The sequence below is a fragment of the Citrobacter sp. RHBSTW-00017 genome (assembly GCF_013797615.1).
Classification (GTDB): domain Bacteria; phylum Pseudomonadota; class Gammaproteobacteria; order Enterobacterales; family Enterobacteriaceae; genus Citrobacter; species Citrobacter braakii.
The window spans coordinates 1,604,086-1,626,978 of record NZ_CP056899.1; the positions used below are offsets into that span (position 1 = coordinate 1,604,086).

At 46.7% G+C, this 22,893-nt stretch carries 21 protein-coding genes; 9 read left to right on the forward strand and 12 right to left on the reverse strand.

Features of this window, described 5'->3' with window-relative positions; genetic code table 11:
* The first annotated feature begins 252 nt into the window (after window positions 1–252).
* A complete protein-coding gene (alaC, locus tag HV037_RS07725; protein ID WP_016153894.1) occupies window positions 253–1,491 on the forward strand; it encodes an alanine transaminase in 1,239 nt (412 codons plus the stop codon).
* A gap of 66 nt (window positions 1,492–1,557) precedes the next feature.
* On the opposite strand, the gene ypdK is transcribed toward alaC, so the two are convergent.
* Window positions 1,558–1,629, reverse strand: coding sequence for a membrane protein YpdK (ypdK, locus tag HV037_RS07730; protein WP_010723117.1), 72 nt, complete (start codon window positions 1,627–1,629; stop codon window positions 1,558–1,560).
* A gap of 343 nt (window positions 1,630–1,972) precedes the next feature.
* Between ypdK and HV037_RS07735 the strand changes: the two genes are divergently transcribed.
* Window positions 1,973–2,587, forward strand: coding sequence for a lysozyme inhibitor LprI family protein (locus HV037_RS07735; protein WP_103284081.1), 615 nt, complete (start codon window positions 1,973–1,975; stop codon window positions 2,585–2,587).
* A gap of 41 nt (window positions 2,588–2,628) precedes the next feature.
* Here the strand turns inward: HV037_RS07735 and lpxP are convergent, their stop codons facing one another.
* On the reverse strand, window positions 2,629–3,549 hold the full coding sequence (gene lpxP, locus HV037_RS07740; RefSeq protein WP_016157070.1) for a kdo(2)-lipid IV(A) palmitoleoyltransferase: 921 nt from the start codon (window positions 3,547–3,549) through the stop codon (window positions 2,629–2,631).
* A gap of 442 nt (window positions 3,550–3,991) precedes the next feature.
* Here lpxP and HV037_RS07745 point away from each other — a divergent pair, with 442 nt between their 5' ends.
* Window positions 3,992–4,234, forward strand: a complete 243-nt coding sequence (locus HV037_RS07745) for a DUF2545 family protein (RefSeq protein ID WP_019077325.1) — start codon at window positions 3,992–3,994, stop codon at window positions 4,232–4,234.
* Between the two features lie 83 nt (window positions 4,235–4,317).
* Here the strand turns inward: HV037_RS07745 and pgtP are convergent, their stop codons facing one another.
* Window positions 4,318–5,709 carry a phosphoglycerate transporter PgtP gene (gene pgtP / locus HV037_RS07750; protein WP_016153890.1) on the reverse strand — a complete coding sequence of 464 codons (1,392 nt, stop codon included), beginning with the start codon at window positions 5,707–5,709 and terminating at the stop codon, window positions 4,318–4,320.
* Window positions 5,710–6,124: 415 nt separating this feature from the next.
* Between pgtP and pgtC the strand changes: the two genes are divergently transcribed.
* Genes pgtC through pgtA form a run of 3 tightly spaced genes read left to right on the forward strand, consistent with a single transcriptional unit; the run spans window position 6,125 to window position 10,567 of the window.
* Window positions 6,125–7,324, forward strand: coding sequence for a phosphoglycerate transport regulator PgtC (pgtC, locus tag HV037_RS07755; RefSeq protein ID WP_019077323.1), 1,200 nt, complete (start codon window positions 6,125–6,127; stop codon window positions 7,322–7,324).
* 11 nt (window positions 7,325–7,335) lie between these two features.
* Window positions 7,336–9,330, forward strand: a complete 1,995-nt coding sequence (pgtB, locus tag HV037_RS07760; protein WP_172452809.1) for a two-component system sensor histidine kinase PgtB — start codon at window positions 7,336–7,338, stop codon at window positions 9,328–9,330.
* Window positions 9,320–10,567: a two-component system response regulator PgtA gene (gene pgtA, locus HV037_RS07765; RefSeq protein ID WP_103284080.1), complete on the forward strand. Its 1,248-nt coding sequence runs from the start codon at window positions 9,320–9,322 to the stop codon at window positions 10,565–10,567. Before pgtB ends, pgtA begins: the two co-directional genes overlap by 11 nt.
* 104 nt (window positions 10,568–10,671) lie before the next feature.
* Here pgtA and HV037_RS07770 read toward each other — a convergent pair whose 3' ends face one another.
* Window positions 10,672–11,211: a DUF2058 domain-containing protein gene (locus HV037_RS07770; protein ID WP_016157066.1), complete on the reverse strand. Its 540-nt coding sequence runs from the start codon at window positions 11,209–11,211 to the stop codon at window positions 10,672–10,674.
* 374 nt (window positions 11,212–11,585) lie between these two features.
* On the opposite strand from HV037_RS07770, the gene HV037_RS07775 reads away from it, so the two are divergent.
* A complete protein-coding gene (locus HV037_RS07775) occupies window positions 11,586–13,484 on the forward strand; it encodes a methyl-accepting chemotaxis protein (RefSeq protein WP_016153885.1) in 1,899 nt (632 codons plus the stop codon).
* 66 nt (window positions 13,485–13,550) lie between these two features.
* Here the strand turns inward: HV037_RS07775 and HV037_RS07780 are convergent, their stop codons facing one another.
* Window positions 13,551–14,582: an isoaspartyl peptidase/L-asparaginase gene (locus HV037_RS07780; RefSeq protein ID WP_019077319.1), complete on the reverse strand. Its 1,032-nt coding sequence runs from the start codon at window positions 14,580–14,582 to the stop codon at window positions 13,551–13,553.
* A gap of 317 nt (window positions 14,583–14,899) precedes the next feature.
* Between HV037_RS07780 and HV037_RS07785 the strand changes: the two genes are divergently transcribed.
* The gene (locus HV037_RS07785; RefSeq protein WP_019077318.1) at window positions 14,900–15,532 is read left to right on the forward strand and encodes a DNA-binding protein; all 633 of its coding nucleotides are present in this window, start codon (window positions 14,900–14,902) and stop codon (window positions 15,530–15,532) included.
* Between the two features lie 200 nt (window positions 15,533–15,732).
* On the opposite strand, the gene HV037_RS07790 is transcribed toward HV037_RS07785, so the two are convergent.
* Complete coding sequence (locus HV037_RS07790; RefSeq protein WP_103284079.1) at window positions 15,733–16,359, reverse strand: recombinase family protein; 627 nt, start codon at window positions 16,357–16,359, stop codon at window positions 15,733–15,735.
* A gap of 349 nt (window positions 16,360–16,708) precedes the next feature.
* Between HV037_RS07790 and HV037_RS07795 the strand changes: the two genes are divergently transcribed.
* Window positions 16,709–16,906, forward strand: a complete 198-nt coding sequence (locus tag HV037_RS07795; protein ID WP_103284078.1) for a hypothetical protein — start codon at window positions 16,709–16,711, stop codon at window positions 16,904–16,906.
* 332 nt (window positions 16,907–17,238) lie between these two features.
* Here HV037_RS07795 and HV037_RS07800 read toward each other — a convergent pair whose 3' ends face one another.
* From HV037_RS07800 to HV037_RS07825, 6 genes are all read right to left on the reverse strand, one after another.
* Window positions 17,239–19,830, reverse strand: a complete 2,592-nt coding sequence (locus HV037_RS07800; protein ID WP_249414964.1) for a DEAD/DEAH box helicase family protein — start codon at window positions 19,828–19,830, stop codon at window positions 17,239–17,241.
* Between the two features lie 715 nt (window positions 19,831–20,545).
* Window positions 20,546–21,193, reverse strand: a complete 648-nt coding sequence (locus HV037_RS07805; RefSeq protein ID WP_146053244.1) for a replication protein — start codon at window positions 21,191–21,193, stop codon at window positions 20,546–20,548.
* 473 nt (window positions 21,194–21,666) lie between these two features.
* The gene (locus tag HV037_RS07810; protein WP_048337197.1) at window positions 21,667–22,053 is read right to left on the reverse strand and encodes a hypothetical protein; all 387 of its coding nucleotides are present in this window, start codon (window positions 22,051–22,053) and stop codon (window positions 21,667–21,669) included.
* Complete coding sequence (locus tag HV037_RS07815) at window positions 22,050–22,244, reverse strand: hypothetical protein (protein WP_000611586.1); 195 nt, start codon at window positions 22,242–22,244, stop codon at window positions 22,050–22,052. Before HV037_RS07815 ends, HV037_RS07810 begins: the two co-directional genes overlap by 4 nt.
* A gap of 81 nt (window positions 22,245–22,325) precedes the next feature.
* Entirely contained in the window at window positions 22,326–22,517 is a 192-nt protein-coding gene (locus HV037_RS07820) for a hypothetical protein (protein WP_048337196.1), read from the reverse strand.
* A 48-nt stretch (window positions 22,518–22,565) separates the two neighbouring features.
* Window positions 22,566–22,757 carry an AlpA family transcriptional regulator gene (locus HV037_RS07825; protein ID WP_181500214.1) on the reverse strand — a complete coding sequence of 64 codons (192 nt, stop codon included), beginning with the start codon at window positions 22,755–22,757 and terminating at the stop codon, window positions 22,566–22,568.
* Window positions 22,758–22,893 lie beyond the last annotated feature (136 nt).

Here is a 22,893-nt window from a genome sequence, read left to right on the forward strand (position 1 = left end):
AATGCCTGTCCTATCAACGGAGCGCGCAAAGTAATATGTTTAACAATAAAATGTTAAATAGTGGTAATTTTAAGCGGAGTGTGAAAAATTTTATTTCCTCATTTTTTCTGGCTATTCCTCTTTTATCTCAATAAAAAATATTTTGTTTTGCCTCTCGACAGAAGGAAATTATTCAGGCTATTTTCTAAACGTGCCACCATCGTGGCAGCGTCGCTCGGACGGTCCGGGCGCTAACGTTAATCTGAGGATATTATGGCTGACTCCCGCCCTGAACGTCGCTTTACGCGTATTGATCGCCTTCCCCCTTACGTTTTTAACATTACTGCTGAACTGAAGATGGCTGCGCGTCGGCGCGGCGAAGATATTATCGATTTCAGCATGGGGAACCCGGATGGGGCCACGCCTCCTCACATTGTCGAAAAACTCTGTACCGTGGCGCAGCGCCCGGATACGCACGGTTACTCCACCTCGCGCGGCATTCCGCGTCTGCGTCGGGCGATTTCCCGTTGGTACCAGGAACGCTATGACGTTGAGATCGATCCGGAATCCGAAGCGATTGTGACGATTGGCTCGAAAGAAGGATTGGCGCACCTGATGCTGGCCACGCTGGATCACGGCGATACGGTCCTCGTACCGAACCCGAGTTATCCGATCCATATTTATGGCGCGGTGATTGCCGGCGCGCAGGTACGCTCAGTGCCGCTGGTCGAAGGCGTCGATTTCTTTAATGAGCTGGAGCGCGCGATTCGCGAAAGCTACCCGAAACCGAAGATGATGATCTTAGGTTTTCCTTCCAACCCGACTGCGCAGTGCGTCGAGCTGGAGTTCTTCGAAAAAGTTGTGGCCCTGGCTAAACGCTATGACGTGCTGGTGGTTCATGACCTGGCCTATGCCGATATCGTCTACGATGGCTGGAAAGCGCCGTCGATTATGGAGGTACCGGGCGCTCGTGATGTCGCGGTGGAGTTTTTCACCCTATCGAAAAGCTACAACATGGCGGGCTGGCGTATCGGTTTTATGGTAGGTAACAAAACGCTGGTGAACGCGCTGGCTCGAATTAAGAGCTATCACGATTACGGAACCTTTACTCCGTTGCAGGTTGCAGCAATCGCCGCGCTGGAAGGCGATCAGCAGTGCGTGCGGGATATTGCTGAGCAATATAAACGTCGTCGAGATGTGCTGGTTAAGGGGCTGCATGAAGCCGGGTGGATGGTCGAGATGCCCAAGGCCTCGATGTACGTTTGGGCGAAAATCCCAGAGCAATACGCCGCGATGGGATCACTTGAATTTGCCAAGAAACTGCTGAACGAGGCGAAGGTATGCGTTTCGCCGGGGATTGGTTTTGGTGATTATGGTGATACGCACGTGCGCTTTGCGTTAATTGAAAACCGCGACCGTACCCGCCAGGCGATCCGTGGCATCAAAGCAATGTTCCGCGCCGATGGCTTACTGCCTGCCAGTGCAAAATCGGCCACTGAAAGTACCGACTAACAACACGTTTCCCCAAAAGCAAACAGGAGCCATCAGGCTCCTGTTTTTTTTGCTGCGTCTTTTAATTTAGATCATCAGGGCGAAAGTACCGGCCCAAACGATGACCATAAAAGAAATGCCCATAAAGAAATATTTCACTTTTCATCTCTCCGCGTACCTGAGGTACGTCTAAATGAACATATGCTAACCTGACAGAGAGCTGATGCACGCGTAAACGAAATGGAGAATTCCCTTCGTTTGCTTGTCTGCATCACCTCAGAATTCTGAGCTTTTATGCTCCAGACGGCGCTAATGTACGCCTAAAAATGAGGTGAGACAAGAGGCATTTTTTTATTTAATTTTAATAACTTACAAGTGTCGTGATTCGGCGACAGTTTAATTTCTGTCGGTAATAAATTGCTATTGAGCGACGAAATGTTTACTCGGAGAATTCTCATATCTCCATGATGTTAATGCGGTTAATTTTTCGCGGAATGAGATTATGAAAAGGTTAAAAATGACCAGATTAATGATGTTAGCACTCGTTCTTACGCCAGTGACGTCGATGGCGGCCTCGCCGATGGCATTCAATTTCAGCTGCGCAAGTATTGGTGGTGTGAATAGTGATGGTAAAGGCAATATCTGGATTGATGGCACTAAGGCGACGGTAAAGGCCTTCAATGAAAATTACTGGGAAGCAAAAAGCGGTAACAATACCGTGTCTATCTCCCGTAAAGATGACGGGAATCCGGACGTTTCCTGGACCGGGCCTAATCGTAAGCACGGGATTTGCCTGCCTGAAGACAATATCGACTTTTCAGGGGCAAAGAAATCGACCAGCAACGGGCCTTCTTTTTCCTGTTCTGCGGTAGCAAAGGGCAGTATCGAAGAGGTTATCTGTCATAGTCCTTCGCTCTCAGCCATGGATTTGGCATTGTACGGGGCCTACAAGCAGGCGCTGGTGAAATCGAGTAATAACCCGACGCTTAAAGCAGAGCAACGCGGCTGGGTGAAAGGGCGTAACGAATGCTGGAAAGAGCAGGATAAGCCAGCGTGTATAGCCCGTAACTACAATGAGCGAATGGCTGAATTACAGAACAAGTGGGGCGTGAAGTAATTCAGGCGCAGAAAAAAAGAAAGGCCTTTCGGCCTTTCTTTTTAGATATATAACGAGGCTTCACCCATCGGGCGAGTTTTGAAGCGACGGTGGATCCAGAGATACTGCTCGGGCGCGCGCATGATCTCTTTTTCGATAATTTTGTTCATATACGCCGCTGCCTGGCTTTCATCTGTTGGATAACCTTCCATTTCTGGCGTGATGAACAGGCGGTAACCGGAGTTATCTGCTTTTCTCACCATGGTTACGGTCAGCATCGCTGCGCCCGATAACCGTGACAGCACGTAAGTACCGTTGGTGGTCGCGACGTTTTTGACTGCGAAGAAGGGGGCGAATGAACTCCCTTTACGACCGTAGTCCTGATCGGGGGCAAACCATACCGCTTCCCCTTTTTTCAGGGCGCCGACAATACCGCGCAGATTATTTCTGCCGATCATGGCCTTGTTGGAGCGCATACGACCGCGGGTTTGGATCCACTCCATCAACTTATTGTTGTGCGGGCGATAGGTTGCCATCATCGGTTGGCAAAGTCCCATTACGCGACCACCCAATTCGAGTGACATAAAGTGTACGCCTACCACCATCACGCCACGGTTTTGCATCTGTGCGCGTTTCAGGTTGTCCAGCCCTTCTACATCAAACCATTTGCGTACCCGGCGATCCGGCCAGAACCAGGCCATACCCGTTTCAAGCAGCGCCATGCCGAGTGAACGGAAGTTCTCATCGACCAGTTTGTCTCTTTCTTCTTGCGACAGATTTGGGAAACAGAGTTCGAGATTTTTATGAGCAATAGATTCACGGCGCTTTAAAAATGGACGAGCCAGCGTTCCTGTACGGGTACCAAGAAAACACAATACCGGATAGGGAAGTTGTACCAGTAACCAGAGCACACCGACGCCAAACCATGTGAGCCAGTAGCGCGGATGCAAAAACGCGCGTGAAAATTTACATTGGGGGAACATAATCACCTGTTGTTGATACGAAATAGGTGTATCGCGAAGATTCTTTAGTCTGCCGCTTTACAGTCTGTACTGATCGTTAGGCCGCCATGAACGACATTGGTTCCTGTAAAGAGTGTAAAACTGAGTCAGGACAAAACCAGGAAGGGGCATGAATGATCGGACGCTCAATGTACACCCGAATATTAATGTCAGCCAGAAATAATTACTCAAGATGCGTAAATGTTTTTACGGCGATTAAGGTCAAAAATGAGTCGATATATAATGCGTTGTTTTTATGACGATTAAATAAACGGCAGTCGAATAAATTATTAGTCAGCGATTGAGTGATTATTGTAACGAAAATGTTGCTTAAATTGCGAACTATTGGGAATTGTCTTAGAATATAAACTCAAGGGAGTGTAAGGACTTACGTAAATTTTTACGGCAAACAGGAGGTATCGCTATGTTCTATTTTTGGATCTTTCTCGCGTTGAGCATTCTGAGCGTCAGTTGCTATATCTGGCAGGTTATGGGGACTGCGGCGTCAATAAGTGCTTTTATCGGCATGGCCATACTCACGGCATTAATTTACGTTTTTACTATGCAGTTGACCAATGGTAACGAGATGGTTACCGGATTATTCCTTTTTCTTGCCCCAGCATGCGGTTTGATCATCCGCTTTATGGTAGGTTACGGTAAGCAATAAATTATCACGTTGAGCTATTTATTCTTTATCTGAATGTATTGAAGTGCCAGCATCGCTGGCACTTTTTGCGAGACTCAAATCGGTTACCGGGCATCAGCCAACTGGAGTGACGCTTCCTCTTGCTGAGCGTTTTTCCGTTGTTGTTCGAGTTCCAGCGCGCCGCGATGGGAGAGGTAGCAGAACAGGATGCAGCAGACAATCCCGCCCATCAACAGATAGAAGCCGCCATGCCATCCCATTTTATCGACCATCACGCCAAACAGGCTGGTTCCCAGCGATGCGCCAAAAATGTAGCTCATGAATCCGCGTAACCCTACCGCAGAACCTACTGCGAAGCTGGGGACGATTTCCATGGTCTGAACGGAGGCCAGGAACTGCGGAACATAAATCAGGCAACCCACGATGGCGGCAAAAATAGTGACCATCAGCAGCGATTCACTTTTCCAGTAACCGATCAGGCAGACGAAAATCAGCGCCATACAGATCATGGCCAGCGGCATGCGACGGCCTTTAAACAGTTTATCGGTGAGCCAACCCGCCAGTAATGTGGAAGGAATTGCCGCCCATTCGAAAAACAGAAAAGCTATGCTCATTTGCTCTTTCGAGAAATGTTTTTCGGTTAATAAATAAATTGGCAGCCAGCTAATCATACCAAAACGCACCATATAGACAAAAACGTCTACCAGTGAAACATACCAGGCATTTTTATTACGCAATACATAGGTGCAGAAGATCTGGAAGGCACTCATATTTTCTGGCGCCTGGACAGCGTGTCGGGAATTTAATACGACTTTTTCTTCCGGCATCATTTGTTCCAGAGCCGGTAAACCCTCCTGGCGTGGTGAACCTTTCCCTAGCATCAGCACAATAAAAGCAAACAGTACGGCAACACAGGCCGGAACAATATAGCTGGCGCTTTGCCAGTGTTCGCTCCCCAAAATGGCAAACGCGGCGCCAACAATCGGGGCGACAATACCACCGCCAACGTTGTGTGAGATATTCCAGAATGCGCCAACGCGTCCACGTTCTTTACGTGGAAACCAGTTAGCGATGGTAATAAATGAAGGGCCAACGCCCATCCCCTGAAACAAACCGTTGAAAACGACCAGCGCGGCAAATATCCAGAATCCGGTACTGAACCCCAGGCCTACGTTGACGATAGCGCACAGGATCAGGCCGCATGCCATGAAGACTTTCGGGCTGGCCTTGTCTGCCAGACTGCTCATAATGCCTTTACTGATCCCATAGGCAATAAGCATGCAGCTGCTGAGTAAACCAATCTGCGTAGCGCTGAGATCCAGATGCTCCTTCAGGTATGGAGTCGAGAGCGTGAAGTTATTGCGCACAATATAGTACGCAAGATAGCCAAGAAATACGCTGAGTAATGCCTGAATGCGGTAGCGGCCATAAGTTGCCTGGACTTTCTCCGCCGGGACTTTATTCGCCGCTGGTCCTGCCTTAAATATTGATAACATATCATCACCTAATTTTTTATTGATGTGAATATCAGGATTTTTCGCAGTGAAGAGTGAAATAGACGGCAAAGAAACTCAAGTTGATGAAATGTGTCACTATTGACTCAATTTGCGGGCGGCGTGGCAGATTTTGACTCTTTTTTAATAATGGATTTTCAATTCTATTCTTTCACGGGCATTTTTATCATCGGCGTGTGCGGGTATTAACAAATTCAGGCTGTATTTTCGGGTATTCTTTACTGATGTCGTCACTTTCCGTTTGGTTATTCTACGAATAACCTTATTCTTCCCCCCAGCGGTGATAAACGGGTAAGTTTTGTCTCAATATTATTTTTTGTACATGTTGGTATTTATGAACGGGATCACAAACAGACTGTTGGGCCGGGGGCGTTTTTGGGCATTCTTGCTCTGTTTTATGTCGCTGTCGGCGAGCTGCCAGGTCCTGGGTAAAGAGCTGGTGATGGCGACCACCTTTTCCCCAGGGGCCACGGCCTGGATTATCCAGCGCTGGCAGACGGAGCCAGGGTCAGTGATGATTCGCACGTTAAACCGGACCAGCGGTTCGCTGGAACAGTTGCTGGATACTGCGAATGCGGAAAACGTCGATCTGATTTTGACCTCATCACCCATGCTGTTGCAGCATCTTCAGGAGCACCAGAAGCTGGCACCTTTCGATAATGCGCTGCCTGAAAGCCAGCGGCTGGTGCCAGACTCGATTCGCTCGACCTCCGTGGCTGTGGCGATATCAGGGTTTGGCCTGTTGATTAATCGTTCTGCGCTGGCGGCGCGGCATCTTCCGCCGCCTGCCGACTGGGGGGATTTAACGCAGCCTAAATATCAGAACGCGCTGTTGATGAGTAGCCCGTCGCGTTCCGATACCAACCACCTGATGGTTGAGTCGCTGCTGCAACAGAAAGGGTGGGAAGAGGGCTGGGCGACGCTGTTGGCCAGCGCCGGTAATCTGGTAACGATTTCATCACGCAGTTTTGGCGTGGCCGACAAAATTAAGAGCGGTCTGGGCGTGGCGGGGCCGGTTATTGATAACTATGCCAACCTGTTGCTTAACGATCCGCACCTTACTTTTACCTATTTCCCTCGCTCGGCGGTGTCACCCACCTATGTTGCCGTACTCAAGAATAGCCAGCACCCCAACGAAGCGCGTCGCTTTATCCGCTATCTGTTAAGCCCGGAAGGACAGCGGATCCTTGCGGATGCGAACACGGGGAAATATCCGGTCACGCAGCTCGCGCCTGATAACCCACGCGCCGCTCAGCAGGCTATTTTGATGAGCCAGCCCGCGCTTAATTATCGGCTGATCCTTAAGCGGCAACAGTTGGTGCAGCGGATGTTTGATACCGCCATCAGTTTTCGACTCGCGCAGCTGAAAGATGCCTGGCGGGCGCTATACAGTGCGGAAGCGCGCCTGAAACGCCCGCTACCCGAAATCAGAGCATTACTGACCAGCGTCCCGATAGACGCCAGAAGTAGTGAGGATGAGGCCTGGCTTGCGCAATTTGAGAATAAAAGCGTAGCCGAACAGCAGATGATGGAGTGGCAGCTCTGGTTTCTTAAAAATCAGCGTCAGGCGATATCCAAACTGGAAGAGTTAAAATGAAAGGTGGTTCGATACTGCAACGCCTGCGCCAGCTCAGCATCAGCAGCAGCCTGCGGGGAGCGTTTCTGACGGGCGCATTACTGACGTTGAGCGTAAGCTGCGTCAGTTTGTACTCCTGGCATGAGCAGAGCTCGCAGATACGCTATTCACTTGATGATTACTTCCCGCGCGTACATTCCGCTTTTTTGATAGAAGGAAATCTCAACCTGGTTGTGGATCAGCTTAATGAATTCCTGTTGGCCCCCAACACCACGGTGAGGCTGCAACTGCGCAATCAAATTATTTCTCATCTGGACAAAATTGAGGTGCTGAGCCGGGGATTACAATCGGCAGAACAACAGCAGTTGGCGGTGATTTTGCAAGACAGTCGGGCGCTGATGGCGGAGCTGGACCGGGTGCTCTACAACATGTTCCTCGTGCGCGAAAAGGTGAGTGAACTCTCCGCGCGCATCGACTGGCTACATGATGATTTTACTACTGAGCTGAATTCGCTGGTGCAGGATTTTACCTGGCAGCAGGGGACGTTGCTGGATCAAATTGAGGCCAAAAACGGCGATGCAGCGCAGTATCTCAAACGTGCCAGAGAGGTACAAAACGAGCAGCAGCAGGTTTACACCCTGGCAAGAATTGAAAATCAGATCGTGGATGATTTACGCGACAGGCTCAATGAACTGAAGTCGGGTAGCGACGACGGAATGCTGGTGGAGAATCATATCCGCTATCTGGAGAACCTGAAGAAAACGGCGGATGAAAATATCCGTACCCTCGATGACTGGCCCAGTACTATCACCCTGCGGCAAACCATTGATGAGTTACTGGAAATCGGGATGATGAAAAATAAAATGCCCGATACCATGCGCGATTATGTCGCCGCGCAAAAAGCGCTCGTTGATGCTAACCATGCCAGAGAGGCAACGCTCGGGCGCTTTCGAACACTGCTTGAGGCGCAGTTGGGGAGTAGCCATCAGCAAATGCAGATGTTTAACCAGCGGCTGGAACAAATTGTTCGCGTCAGCGGTGGACTTATTCTGCTGGCGACGCTGCTGGCGCTACTTCTCGCCTGGGGGCTCAACCATTACTTTATTCGTTCGCGTCTGGTGAAGCGTTTTACCGCACTCAACCAGGCCGTGGTGCAAATTGGTCTTGGCAGAACGGATGCCACCATCCCGGTTTATGGGCGCGATGAGCTCGGGCGCATCGCAGGATTGCTGCGCCATACTCTGGGCCAGTTGAGTGCGCAAAAAAATCAGCTGGAGCAGGAAGTGACAGAGCGCAAGGAGATAGAATCCGATCTCCGGGCAACGCAGGATGAACTGATCCAGACGGCAAAACTGGCAGTGGTTGGACAGACCATGACCACGCTGGCGCACGAGATTAACCAACCGCTGAATGCGCTGTCGATGTACCTGTTTACGGCGGGAAGGGCAATTGAACAAGGACAATCCGCTCAGGCCAGAAGTACGTTAACCAAAGCGGAGGGGCTGATTATCCGTATTGATGCCATTATCCGTTCGCTGCGTCAGTTTGCACGTCGGGCCGAGCCGGGCGCGCCTTTGCATCCGGTCGATCTGCGACAAACATTCAGCGCCGCCTGGGAACTGTTGGCCATGCGGCATAAGCCTCAGCAGGGTACGCTGACGCTTCCAGCCCAGAGTGTATGGGTGACAGGTGATGAAGTGCGTATTCAGCAGGTGCTGGTAAACGTACTGGCAAATGCGCTGGATGCCAGTCCGACTGGCGCGCAAATAGAGGTTCACTGGCAGGCTGAGGGCAGCCGATTGTGCGTCTTTGTCTGCGATAACGGCCCCGGCTGGCCGGAGGCGTTATTGCCATCACTATTAAAGCCGTTTACCACCAGTAAGGATGTGGGGCTCGGTATTGGCTTATCGATTTGTGTATCGTTAATGGGGCAAATGAACGGCGAGCTGCGCCTGGCGTCGACACCGGGGCGTAATGCCTGCGTCGTTCTGCAATTTAATCTGACGGATGTAAACGATGTTGTGTGATGACTATTCTGTTCTGCTGATTGATGATGATGCCGATGTTCTCGACGCTTACACTCTGTTGCTTGAACAAGAGGGGTACCGTGTCTATGCATGCAATAACCCTTTTGATGCCCGAAACTGGCTGCAAGCCGACTGGCCGGGGATTGTTCTGAGCGATGTGTGTATGCCTGGCTGCAATGGAATAGACCTGATGACGTTGTTTCATCAGGATGATAATCAGTTGCCAATCCTGCTTATCACCGGGCATGGCGATGTCCCGATGGCGGTGGAGGCAGTAAAGAAAGGCGCATGGGACTTTCTGCAAAAACCGGTCGACCCCGGCAAACTGCTGTCGCTGGTAGAGGATGCGCTGCGTCAGAGACAATCCGTGATTGCCCGTCGCCATTATTGCCAGCAAAAGCTTCAGGTTGAACTGCTCGGCTACAGTGACTGGGTCAATCAGTATCGTCAACGTCTGCAACACCTGGCGGAAACGGATATTGCCGTCTGGTTTTATGGCGAGCCGGGAACGGGACGTATGACCGGAGCCCGGTATTTGCATCAGCTTGGGCGCAGCGCTGATGGGCCGTTTATCCGCGGTGAACTAACGCCCAGGAACGCGGGACTACTCAATGACCTTATTGCACAGGCGCAAGGAGGAACGCTGGTCCTGAGCCATCTTGAGTGCCTGACACGTGAACAGCAGCACCATCTGGTGCATCTGCAAAGCCAGGAGCGGCGTCCGTTTCGTCTGATAGGCATTGGTGACACATCGTTAGTGGAACTGGCGGCAACCAACCAGATTGTGGCCGAACTCTACTACTGTTTTGCGATGACGCAAATCGGTTGTCAGCCGCTGTCACAGCGTCCGGATGATATTGAGCCGCTGTTTCGTCATTACCTGCAGAAAGCCTGTCTGCGCCTGAACCATCCCGTGCCCGAGGTTGAAGGGGAGTTACTGAAAGGCATGCGGCGTCGCGTGTGGTTAAGTAATGTTCGAGAACTGGCGAATGCCGCCGAGCTTTTTGCCGTTGGGCTACTCCCGCTGGCTGAAACCGCGAATCCGCAGCTGCATCTGCCTGAACCAACACCGCTCGATCGGCGGGTTGAAGAGTACGAGCGACAGATCATTACTGAAGCGCTAAATATTCATCAGGGGCGCATTAATGAAGTGGCGGAGTATTTACAAATCCCGCGTAAAAAATTGTATTTACGCATGAGAAAATACGGGCTGAGCAAAGAACACTATAAGTTTTAGTCGCCAGGATTGGGGGTGAAGGGACGTCGAGAGTATTTCGGTGGCGGCGTTGGCGTTCACCGAAATAGGCAACGGAAGTCCGGGTGATTATCTGGTTGTTTTTCTTACCACATCAAATCATCAGGGATGACAAAATCAGCATACGGATCGTCTTCGTCCTTCGCTTCCTGGCTCAGCTCGCAATTTAAAACAATATAACTTGCATCGCGCTGCGCAATCTTGTCGGCGACGACAGCCGGGATAATGGCGTATTCGCTATCGTTGCCGCTTTCAGCCGTCAGTCGGGCAATGGCCAGACGGCCCTTGATCAGCTGAGACTGAGTCACCTTATCAACATAGACTTTTTTGATCAGGTTATTATCAGTAAAGTTGTAACCAATATCGCCACGGGTAATGGTGATTTTATTCATTTCAATCAGTTGCTTGATCTGGGCTTTATATTCTTTAGACAGCGCGGCCTGTTTCTGCTGTTCGCTGAGCTGCTTGTCGCGCTCAATTTGCGCTTTTTTATTCTCTTCAACCGCTTCTCTGGCTTCGCGAGCCTGAACGCGCGATTTCTTCGCCGTTCTTTGCACTTTGGCCACTTTTTTGCTGCTGACCAGACCTGCCTTAAGCATCTGTTCTTGTAGGGTAAGTTTTGTCATCGTCGCTTCTAATCCAATAAAATCGTTGTCAGGATTATAACCTTAACGTTCGGCGGGATGCCAGAAAATGGCCGTGCCACGACGGTTATCTCCAGTAGGCGTCACCGTTCTGTGTCTTACTCCCTTTCCGAATCGTGTTGATAGTTAACCCGTTTTTTAATAAGAAATAATATGCTGAATGATTTAACTAACTTGAGAATAGATATCATAAATATAAATATTCCAGTGATTTATCCTGATTGTCGTAATCAAATAGAGTTATTTTGGCAGGTATTTAATCTAAAAAACAATCAGTTGTCTCTTGATCAAATTTAAAGTGCAGCCTCATTGCGCCGATAACCATAATGAAAATATGGACAATGGAGGAAAGTGGCATGTGGTGGGTTTATCGAATGCCGATGAAAATGAAGTTAATAATCGCGCTACAACCACTATTATTGGCGTTATGTTGGTTTGCTGGTTCAGGAATATTGACGCGCATTGAGACAGAACGGCAGATGGAGAATATTGCTCAACTGACAGCGCTCGCGCGTAGTGCCGGAAATGTGGTGCATGAGCTGCAAAAAGAACGGGGAATGAGCGTCGGATTTCTGGGGGCTGAAGGGAAGACGTTCAAAGATGAGTTAACCGCACAGCGGGCTTTAACCGATCGCGAGATCGAGGTCTTTGTGCGTTCACTGTCCGATACTGCATTACCAGAAGGGGATGCCGCCAATTCTGTCACCACGTTTAAGAAAAACATTCTGTCGCTTGCCACCATCCGGGAAAACGTCACGCGATTGGGGCTTCCGGCCTCAGATGTCGTTAAGTTTTATACTAATGTCATTGCTGATGTGCTGAGTTTTGTGGGCAGGTTGGGACAGTTGACGGATTCAGGCGAGATGGCGAACGCATTCGCCGCCTACTACAACTTGCTGAATTTGAAAGAACAAGCAGGTATTGAACGCGCGCTGCTGTCAAATATCTTTTCCTCCGGTCATTTCGCCGAGGGGCAGTTACATCAACTCAGTGATGTCGTCAGTAAACAGAACGTCTGGCTGGCACAATCGTTGCGTCTGAGCCCACCGGAACAGGCGGCCATGCTGGAAAGCCGCTTACAGTCCACAGAAGCGTCAAAAGCCCTCTCATTACGCGAAACCGCGTTTAGTCATGCCGCGAACGGTGGATTTGATGTCGATCCTACTGTCTGGTTCAAGGTTCAAACCCAGCGTATTGAAGTGATGCGGCAGATAGAAGATGTGACGGCGAATCTTCTGTTAGCGAATGCGGAAAAACTCGCGCAGGATGCACGAAAAAACTGGCAGATATATATGATTGTCAGCTTGTTAGCGCTCCTGGCATCATTGGCGTTCGCAGGGGCAATCGCTATCAATATGCATCGTCAATTTAGCGACACGCTCCGCAAGATTGCGGGTATGAACGGCGATCTGACTCAACGACTGGCGACCCCGGGGAAAGATGAGCTTTCCTCACTTAATCGCGCCTATAACACGATGCTGGAAAGTATTCAGCATATCGTCCAGGAGATTAAACAAGGCTCCGTGGTTTTATCCGATGCCAGCAGCAGTATTACGGCGGGTAATCAGGACCTGGCCCAACGCACGGATGAACAGGCAGCATCAATAGTACAAGCGGTGGCCAGTATGGAACAGCTCTCCACGACGATTACGCAAACGGCGGACAATGCCCGCGAAGCGGAGCATCTGACAATAAGGCTGGAAAAAGAGGTCCGCCAGGCCAGTAACGTCGCCAGTGCGGCAAATCAAAGCATGGGGGATATTCGCTCTTCCAGTGAGAAAATCTCGAATATTGTGACCTCGATAGACGATATTTCGTTTCAGACTAACTTGCTGGCGCTGAATGCGGCAGTGGAAGCTGCACGGGCCGGAGAGATGGGCAGGGGGTTTGCGGTTGTCGCCAGTGAAGTGCGGAATCTTTCGCAGCGTTGTGCCAAAGAAGCTAATCAGATCCGCGAGCTGGTCGCGCAGAATATGGTAAAAATTAGTGAGGGTGTTGAGCGGGTTACGGCGTCCGCTACCGCGCTAGAAGCTGCGGCGGACAATACCACCAGCATGAAGCAATATATTGCGGATATCGCTCGTGTAGCGACGGAACAATCGCAAGGGGTAACTCAGATTAACCTGGCACTGCGACCTATGGAGCAGGTTACGCAGCAAAACGCGGCGTTGGTTTCTCAGGCCGCGAGCGACAGCCAGCGCCTGGACAATCTGTCAGTCACCATGAAGGATCTGGTCAATCGTTTTGTTGTCTGACCTGACGCCGTTTAACCGACCCGGACAACATACCGGGTCGGTTCATCCCCTGGCGGGGAAATAGTATTAACGATAAATGGCTACAACGGGTTTTCCGTCATCGCCTATGGTTCCCCGGTACATACCTTCAGAGTTGAAGGACATGGTGTAATTACCGGCTTTATCAAGCACAATTACTCCACCGCTGCCATTCAGCGCCTTAACTTCATCCAGAGCATTCTGCGCTGCGTCTTTTAAAGGGGTATTGCGGTATTTCACCTGGGCTGCAATGTTATACGCGGTCAGCGTGCGGATAAACATTTCTCCTGAGCCGGTTGCGGATACCGCCACGGTTTCATTGTCGGCATAATTTCCTGCGCCAATGATAGGTGAATCCCCCACACGTCCGTAACGTTTGTTGGTCATTCCGCCTGTAGACGTTCCGGCAGCGAGATTACCGTCTTTATCCAGAGCAACAGCGCCGACAGTGCCATATTTATAGTCATACATCATTGGATCAGCGAACAGGGCAGCGCTCTTTCCATCGTGATCAAGGAGCACTTTTTCTTTTTTGATTGCATTCTGTAATTGCTGCCAGCGAAAATCTGTTTTGAAATAAGCAGGATCAACGGTTGCGAGTCCCTGTTCTTTTGCAAAGGTATCCGCGCCTGTCGAGACCATGAGAACGTGCGGGCTTTGAGTCATAACGGCATACGCCGCATTAATTGGGTTTTTAACCGTGGTTACACCGGCAACGGCACCGGCTTTTCGGGTTTTCCCATCCATAATGGACGCATCCAGTTCATTGCGGCCATCGTGGGTAAACACGGCACCTTTACCTGCATTGAAGAGAGGAGAATCTTCCATCACATTAATCGCTTTCTGAACGGCTTCCAGGCTGCTACCGCCTTTATTCAGAACCGCATAACCTGCATTCAGAGCTTCAGTGAGTTTTTCTGTATACTGCTTTTCCTGTTCTGGTGTGATGGTATCTTTTGTAATGGTACCGGCACCACCATGGATCACCAGCCTTATCGGCGATTGCGCGTCTCCCCATGCGGGAGCTGTCAGTAAGGTACAAAGGGTCAAAGTAGCGATACTGGTCTTGATTCTGATCATATGAATAAATTCCTTTTTTCTGAGTGATGAATCATTTCCGATAATGTTTCTCATTACCGGTATTAATCAGCCTGTTTATGGAGAACTTATTCCTGACAAACTGGCTAAAGATTAATCATGGCTATACTTCAATAACCATAATTTTGGTTAATTGATTTTAGTCAAAATATATTTTTAATGATTGATTTATCAAAAAATGAAGCGTTTCCGCAGAAGTTTCTATCATTCCACTGACCATACTCGCAGGCTTCCGGTTGCAGTCTGTCGCTGGTAAAGTGAGCAACCAATACCGAGATGTGACCAGAAGGGAATTCCGAGTGACCGAACGTATTGATTATCAGACTGAAAAATACAGCTTTACTGAGGCGACTGAAAGTTCCCGTCTGGCTGGCCAGTGGGCTGATGTTATTGCTGAATGTCGGGAAATGAAGGCGGGTCCGCAAGAGCGTCTGCGTATTGCGTTATTGAATGTGGACTATGTGACCAGCTTTGAGCTGCCTTTCCGTTTGTTATTACTCCGTACCCCGCAACTGATTGCCAGTGTTCGTGAAGAGCTGCAGCTTAGTCAGAAAAACGTAATCTTTAACGGCAAACGCTTTGGTTGTGTTTACAGCCTGAAAGCGAGTCTCGGCGGGATACCGGATGAATTTCAGTACCGCCTGTCGCATCGTATTCGACGCATTAATCGTGCAGGTTCAAGCGAAGCGCCGTATCAGCAAATTGCTAAAACGGTAAAAGCACCGCGTGAGCGTCTGAAGCTGGCACTGGAATCAGGCCTTGATGTCACTGCTTTGGACGGGCTTTTCTGGTTTGGCAGCCAACGTATTGCTGCTGACGTACTGAGGCTGAGAAAATCAGGGATGCGGATAGCTACTGAGCAGACAATGGTGTCCGACAATCTTACTGCAACGGTGAGGAATGTGCCGTTTTATCGCCTGGCTCAGGGATGAACTGACAGGTAAATGAAAGGATTTAGCCGGATGCATTAAATTAAAAGTGTCCCCTGCAGGAATCGAAAAATCAATTAACAATTTGAATTCTAATTAATTTTGTTTTCGATTTTGGTGGGTGCCCCAATGGGTGCCCCCAGGCGTTGTGGTCAGAAAAGCTGATTTTAGCTGATGAAACAAGCCTGACTACCTTTCAAATGTTATTCTGATTTTACGACTGACAGCTCACTTTTTATACGGTAGTAAGTCGCTCGGCTGATTCCTGCTGCCTTCATGATGAGTTCAGGTTTTACTCCTTGCTCCAACATCTCTTGAACGATCTCTCGGGCTTCCTGATTTTTCTCCCTGCCAATGTATATGCCTTCGCTTTTAGCCCGCTCTATGCCTTGCTGTTGGCGTTTACGGCGTGTTTCGTAATCCTGTCGCGCCATTGTGGCAAGGATATCTATCAACATGGCATTTACAGCTCTCAGGATGCCGCTGGTTAGGTCATTGCCTGCCATCTCGACCATCTGCCAGCTCGTTGGCAAATCCATTGATACGATGATTAACCCTTTTCGGTTGAGTGTATCTTTCAGTTCAACCCATGCGCTATGTTCCAGACGACTCAGACGATCTATAGCTTCCACTAGCAACAGATCGCCGGGTTGGGCTTCAGACAATAGCCGCATAAGCTCAATGCGTTCCAGCTTCGCTCCGCTAGCATTTTCGATGTACTCTCCAGCTATCTGCCAGCCTTTTGAATTTGAGAATTCACGTAGGCTGGTAAGTGCTCGATCAGCGTGTTGTCCCTCAGTTGATGCTCGGCAGTAAATTCTAACGTTCATTGCATTGTCTCAATAGGGTTATGAATATAAGAGCAAATGATACAAAAGGTATTTTGTGTAGTCAAAATGTTCCTAGGAAACCCTATTGAGACTTTTTATCACCTTGTCATTACGGTATACCCAAGTGAGATAAGCATGATGACTGGTTGTTACGGTTTACTGTTAATCAGGCATAACGCAATTTTGCGTTATGCCTCAAAATCGATGATAGCACTTGCACTTGCAGCTATCTTGCGGGTTCTTGTTAAACCTTCTCATTGGGGGATAGTTGGAAGAAATAGTACCAGTATGGGATAATCATTGACTGTGGCTGGTGGTCAGCCAATCTAAAACAAGGAAGTTATTGATTATGGAAAAGACACTGAAAGAGCTGCGTGAATGGTTGTCACTATCCCCTGATTACCCTGAAATCAATTTCGATCTGGAAAGCTGGGGATATGATGGCTACGCCATTATCGGTGATGCTGGGGCTATGCTGGGTTTGCCTACAGATTGCCTAGAGATGGATAAGCCGCAAATTGTTACCGAAATTGGCGGTCTTGAATAGCATTAACCATAAATATGCCCCTCTGCGGTGCTCTTATATGGTCGGATAAGAAGAGTTACGGGTATTCGCATCCAATATACTATTCATGTGCATTTTACTCGACCAATTCCTGCAACACATGCAGAAGGTAGGGCTGTTTTAGCGATGAATGTACTAAATAATTTTATCTACCCAAAAGATATCAGGTCTCTATTAAGGGATTAAAAGTATGAGTGTGTTTGTGATAAATTAAAAACAAAAAATTAAAAAACATGTAAGTAATATTTTGGCTGTGTTTTTATTTATTGATTTATACATATCAGGAAGGAGCTATCCTTCCTGATATGAAAATTTTAAATTTTATTGAAGTTATCAAGATAATTCTGAGCTAATACTTTCATGTGCACTTTAGATGTCATCAATAATTGAGAAGCTAAATTGGGTAATTCATCTTTTTGAAGTTGGCTTTGACTGATTTCTTTAATTATTTTGGCAATGTCAGTTTTTAACTCTTTTATCTTTGCCATTGTGAGAACAAAACTGTCTTCGGCGTAAGCATTATGAGTTGCCTTATAGTCATGATGGACGGAAATACGTAAAATATTATACTCCTTACCATAGTTAGCAATGAACCACTGTTCAGCGACTAATAATTGACCATGTTCCGTTTTATTTAGAGGGTTTTTTTCCTTTTTACCACTCTTGGCTTCGATAAGATAGGCTGTTTTATCATGGGTAATCCAGAGAACATCAGGTCCATCTCCATTATTATCGAATCTTTCTGAGCTAAAGCCCAAATATTTTCCTAGACTGCATAAAGACTCTTCGAATTGATTGGATGACGAGTTTTCGTGTAAAAATGAAGTGCTACTTTCGAATTCTCTATACACGCCAAGCCTTGCCCTATACCCTTCAAATAGAGCGGATATAGATTGGCTCTGCTCATCTGGAATATGCATTTTTATATAAGGTGGTTTAACCTGAGGTCGTTGCAAGTGAATATTATATGCAAAAGCTTCTTTTTGTAAGTCAGCAGATAACTCTTCTTGTCCCCAGTGATGAGCTATTTTAGCTGCTAGTTGTAATAACCACCCTTTAGATTTTTGGTCAACTACTTTATTAGTTGTAAATTCTCTTATCTTAGAAATTGCTTTCTCAGAGTGACCATTTAACCATAATTCTATAGATTTCCTTTCAGTCAGTGAGTGCTCTAAATTTGCATTATCTGTAGAAGTTTCATCGACACTTTCTGCTAAAGTCTCTGCATGATATTCAACCCAATCTTCATCACGATTCAGGCTTTTTATCATCGTTTCCGCTAATTCTTTTAATGATGATATTTCTCTGCTGACAGTATTTCCCATATCTATCTGCGCGCGAGTTGCATTTGTCAACAGACTAAAGTTGCTTTCTCTCGCTATCCATGATGATAATGATTTACCTGCCATAATAATAATACAGTAATCGCCACTGCCTCTAGCCCCTCTACCGATACCTTGCTCGATTCTTTGGGCAAGTAATTGATTTATAGCAGCACCGCCGGCTAAAGCCATTGCTCTGAAATTGTCGTAATCTGAAGTGCCTTTAGGTAACTCATCCATTACAACTAGTCGACATGCCTCTCCTGGTAAATCAATGCCATCATATCTATTAATCAAAGTTAATGGAGTATCGCTGGTTCCATTTATTAATTCTTTGATAAATGTATCAACTTCACTATTATTTTTGGGTATTTTTGATACATCTCTCCATTTTTCTGATTGAAGAGTTGATGGTGTTAATATTAAAACCTTTTTCTTATTTTCTGAAAGCCAATTTACTACCTTTTTAATTGTATCATCAATATTAAATTGGAATGGCATTAATTCAGGTATTAATATCATCCTTTCGCTAATCCCTGCTAAGGAGTTTGATTTTAATTGATTTTTTAGGGAGTCAATTGAAATATTAAAGCTTCGAACTAGTTCACTATCATCTGCTATAGTCGCAGACATATAGATTCTTCGTTGTGCATTTTGGAAGGAAGGGAAAAGATGTATTAAAGGTAGAACTGGTGTAATGGTAAAACCTTTCTTCGTTAATATTGCATGGCAGTATGAAAGGTAATCACTTATAAGGGGCCAGGATATTGAATTTCCAGTTAAATTTCGAAGTATTTGCCTTACTTCTTCTTTTCTTTGGTTCCAAGCCCAATATGGAATCTCTAATATACTATTGCTTTCACCTGACATTATTGAGTCAAATGTGCCTTCTTTTTCAAGGGCAACAAAATCTGATCTAAACAGAGAGCTTATCTCTTCAAAGATAATTCTATCGGTTTTTGATGATACTTCAAAAGTAAAACTCTCTCTTAAAACAGAGAATGATGAGTGAGCATCGTCTAATATTATAGTGCCTGTTTCAATTAACTCTTTTCCGTCCCCAAGGACTCCAAACTTACTTCTCCCATTGAATAAAGCACTGTATGTTGCGACCATTATAGCCTTGCCATTTATAAAATCCTCATGCAATGCTACTCCGGGAACATAACTAACAGTCTGTATCCCTATATCCTTGGCTTTTTCTCTGGTCTGGGATACAAGATTTTTGTTAGGGGCAAGATACAACACGGGGCCTTTCTTCTCGTTCAAAGAAGACTGAGCCATTAGAAGCCCGACTAAAGTTTTTCCCCCGCCCGTGTGTAGCTTAAATATTATATCTTTTTGATTTCTAATATTAAACCATTTTTCAAGCACATCAGACTGACTTGAATAAAGATCGTTCATACCTGCCGGTTTAGGAAGCCTTCTGAAAATCTCTAACGGCTCTATAGGTGCGGGTTTTCTTTGATTTTCTCTTAATTTTCCAAAATCGACCATCATGCGTTCCTTACATAGATAAATTTCAACAATGTTACCTAACACCATGTTATGCCTAACAAAACAATAAATGAAACTAATTTTCATTCTTTGTCTTGTCTCCACAGATCTAATCGTGGTGATTATCTGCCCATATGCAAACGGGCATTAGGAATACCGTTGCATTGAATCAGTTGAACTCGCAGCACGTATCGGAAGGTCAGATAAGCGGCAGTCTGATCTGAGGATTATTATTGGATTTATGCTGGAGATGGTCAAATAAAATGTTAAGGGGTACTAAGTCAGATGCAATTACGCAAAAAGACGCTGAAAATCTCTCCTATGCGGTTTAAACCATGGCTGGGATTTCTAAGTGAGTTCAACCCAAAAAACACCGAAAAAACCGCTTATAAAGTTGATGTTATGTTGATGGCTTTCCCTGTGTTTCTTTGATTGCGATATGTTTTTATCTCATTGTTTTTTAAGGTAATTAATGATAAATTTGAACGGTAACTACTAACATCAACTTATCCTTACATAGTGATTAATTTCTATAAGTACTTTTTCTCAAAATTTGATTTTTACGGATGGAAGCCCATCAAAGAAACGTCATTTTTTTCTAAGACTTTGATCTTTCGTTGACGGTGTTAGTGGGGACTTCGGTCGTCGAGCGCGATGCGCTCTTCTGACCGTTTCAATGGATAGGTTCGCCTTCTTGCGCCTCTCGCGGCGTTTGCCGCGCTCCGCGCTTTTGGCGGTTTGGCAGGCATATCTCTCTTATTATTGGTCGTTTTTTGCACTGCCTTGTCACGATCTGTCACTACTAGTAGTAATGGTCATAACCTCCGCTTTCTCTTCTGGCTCTGGATGCTCTCACTCGCGCTTTTCTTAACATCCTTAACAGCGGGTGGGTTTGTACTTTGTTCGAGTTTATTATCTGTGAGGATAGTAACTCCCTGCGCTCTGTCTTTGCCTCTTTGGTGACTGCTATCACTGATAAATCCCAATCGTGTTTGCTAATTAACGGTGCTTGGAACGGGGTGATTGGTGAGCGATTTATGTCTTGTCGTTTCAATGTACGCTGTATCTGTCGCTTAGCTTTGTAGTTGTCTTTCCTTGATGCCTGAACGGCTTTTAGTATGCGTCTTACAGCATGAAAGCCAGTGATAGAAAGTGTTTCTTTTTTTATCTCATGCCGCGCCCAGCCATTCGAATAACCCCAAACGTTGGCATCTGACCAATCATATAGGCTCTTGCTCGCCTCTCTATTAAAGTCATTTAACTTAGTTTCGGGCTTTGCCATGTAATCAATCTGTTTACCTATACACTTTGTAGGCTCTGAATATTGCTGACCTTTCAAATCTAGATCCCACTGGGGAGGAACATTTGATGGGATTGCATTGTTTGCCAGTGTTACCCATTTGCTGATAATTTTGCCAGTTTGTCCATTAATGCTTCTTTCGTTCATCATGATTATTGCGTGTACATGCGGCTCTGACTGGTGTCGAGCCCACTCCATGACGTAAACCCACTGATTGCCTTTCGAAGTCAACCATCTGGTAAGTGCCTTTAACGCTTTGTTGAATTTCTCTGGCGTTGTTCCCTTAACGGGTCTGAAGGTAAAGGAGTAGGGGATACCACTAGTTGATTCGACATCCAGAGTAAACAAAACTCGCCTCATTGTACGCCATTTCTTCTTTGTCCAGGCTGGTGGTATGCAGTGGTTAGCCTTTGATGATTGGCGTTTATTCTCCGCCTTTAATTCATTACGTTTGTACGTAACTGATTTCACATAAGCTAATGTGCGACCATTGATGCGATTGATTACGGCTTGTGATTTTGTGGATAGACTCGCGTCTTTATCGTATAATTCCATGTGTAAAGTTCATATATTTCAATTGCTTCAAAGCCGACTCTCGCAAAGTCGGCTTTCTGATTTGTCAATCACAGGTATTTGGTTTCAATACCCTTGTAAACAGTTCTAAGCGTGTCTTCAGGCACTTTGCCCACCAGCCCACGCAACAACGACAACGTTATGTTTACCTTACGCAATGTCTTTACATATCTGGCGTTCGTCCTCCAGATCTTCAATGTTTCGTCTTTATCGCTGTGGTATGCTTCTAAATTGCGTTCTGTGACGTGATACGCCCCTGTTTTAAACTGCTCAACAGGAATTCCCCAATCGTTGCGTAACAGCGTTAAAACGCGACTACGTTCGTGATTTCCGGCTTTCCTTAATATGTCGTCAAACTCCTTTGGGGTAAGCTTCCTGCCACTTAGTAGGCTATCGCGTATATTTGCGGCGACCTGAGTACGTGTCAGAGTGCTCATTTTCGTCCCCCCAGAAATCTGTCGGCAAATTGATCAAGGCTGGAGGCAAGCCACACCCGGCGCTTGCGTCCATTGATGGTCTGATTTATATAGGGAGGAAAGCTGGGGATATATCGCTTTAACTGATAGAAGCGTGACAGACAGACGCCAAGATATTCTGCTGCGTCTTTAGCGGTCAGGTAATTAATCATTTTATTCCCTTACTGTTGTACCAAAATGCAATACGGGGGAGACTTCCTGTCTCCCCAAATTACTCTACAAATTTTGTGCGATTAAATCAGATCGATTACTAAGTAAGTATCGCCAGAGGCAATGCCGATAGCTTTTCCACCGCTGGTGGATTTCACATCATAAACCCAGGTGCTGGTGCTTACCTTTTGTGGCACTGATCTAATCAGTTCCGCGAAGGTTTCAAAATCAACATGGGTTACGTTCAGTTTTTGATTGGTGGGGTTCAACTGCATTCTTAATACCTAATAACGTATTGTTTGTATCCTGTTTGTTTCTGTTCTTTAGTTGCTACGCGATTCGGCTATACGTTGATCGATCCAGTCATCGATCTCGCTTTCAATAAAAGCTATTGCGCGAGCACCAATCTTGACTGATTGGGGAAATTGTCCACGACTCATCAGGGCATATACCCATGCCTTGTTATAACCTGTGCGTTTCAAAACCTCAGATAGCCGAATCAGCGACTTTTTCATATCTACCTCGTAATACGTTTCTTGACTATGTGAGATAGTAAATCATTGTTTTTTTAAGTTTTCTGTGAATTTGGAGAAAAAGTTTTCGGGAAACGAATTGTCCCAAATTGGGCGTTTGTTTTCGTCTCTCCAGCCA

Coding starts and splice junctions, on each gene's coding strand:
- HV037_RS07770 (WP_016157066.1), bottom strand. CDS start 11,211: ATGACAAAACTTACCCTACAAGAACAGATGCTTAAGGCAGGTCTGGTC.
- lpxP (WP_016157070.1), bottom strand. CDS start 3,549: ATGTTCCCCCAATGTAAATTTTCACGCGCGTTTTTGCATCCGCGCTAC.
- HV037_RS07745 (WP_019077325.1), top strand. CDS start 3,992: ATGTTCTATTTTTGGATCTTTCTCGCGTTGAGCATTCTGAGCGTCAGT.
- HV037_RS07775 (WP_016153885.1), top strand. CDS start 11,586: ATGTGGTGGGTTTATCGAATGCCGATGAAAATGAAGTTAATAATCGCG.
- alaC (WP_016153894.1), top strand. CDS start 253: ATGGCTGACTCCCGCCCTGAACGTCGCTTTACGCGTATTGATCGCCTT.
- HV037_RS07815 (WP_000611586.1), bottom strand. CDS start 22,244: ATGATTAATTACCTGACCGCTAAAGACGCAGCAGAATATCTTGGCGTC.
- HV037_RS07810 (WP_048337197.1), bottom strand. CDS start 22,053: ATGAGCACTCTGACACGTACTCAGGTCGCCGCAAATATACGCGATAGC.
- pgtA (WP_103284080.1), top strand. CDS start 9,320: ATGTTGTGTGATGACTATTCTGTTCTGCTGATTGATGATGATGCCGAT.
- HV037_RS07790 (WP_103284079.1), bottom strand. CDS start 16,359: ATGAACGTTAGAATTTACTGCCGAGCATCAACTGAGGGACAACACGCT.
- HV037_RS07800 (WP_249414964.1), bottom strand. CDS start 19,830: ATGAAAATTAGTTTCATTTATTGTTTTGTTAGGCATAACATGGTGTTA.
- HV037_RS07825 (WP_181500214.1), bottom strand. CDS start 22,757: ATGAAAAAGTCGCTGATTCGGCTATCTGAGGTTTTGAAACGCACAGGT.
- pgtC (WP_019077323.1), top strand. CDS start 6,125: ATGTCGCTGTCGGCGAGCTGCCAGGTCCTGGGTAAAGAGCTGGTGATG.
- HV037_RS07780 (WP_019077319.1), bottom strand. CDS start 14,582: ATGATCAGAATCAAGACCAGTATCGCTACTTTGACCCTTTGTACCTTA.
- pgtP (WP_016153890.1), bottom strand. CDS start 5,709: ATGTTATCAATATTTAAGGCAGGACCAGCGGCGAATAAAGTCCCGGCG.
- HV037_RS07805 (WP_146053244.1), bottom strand. CDS start 21,193: ATGATGAACGAAAGAAGCATTAATGGACAAACTGGCAAAATTATCAGC.
- HV037_RS07820 (WP_048337196.1), bottom strand. CDS start 22,517: ATGCAGTTGAACCCCACCAATCAAAAACTGAACGTAACCCATGTTGAT.
- HV037_RS07795 (WP_103284078.1), top strand. CDS start 16,709: ATGGAAAAGACACTGAAAGAGCTGCGTGAATGGTTGTCACTATCCCCT.
- HV037_RS07735 (WP_103284081.1), top strand. CDS start 1,973: ATGAAAAGGTTAAAAATGACCAGATTAATGATGTTAGCACTCGTTCTT.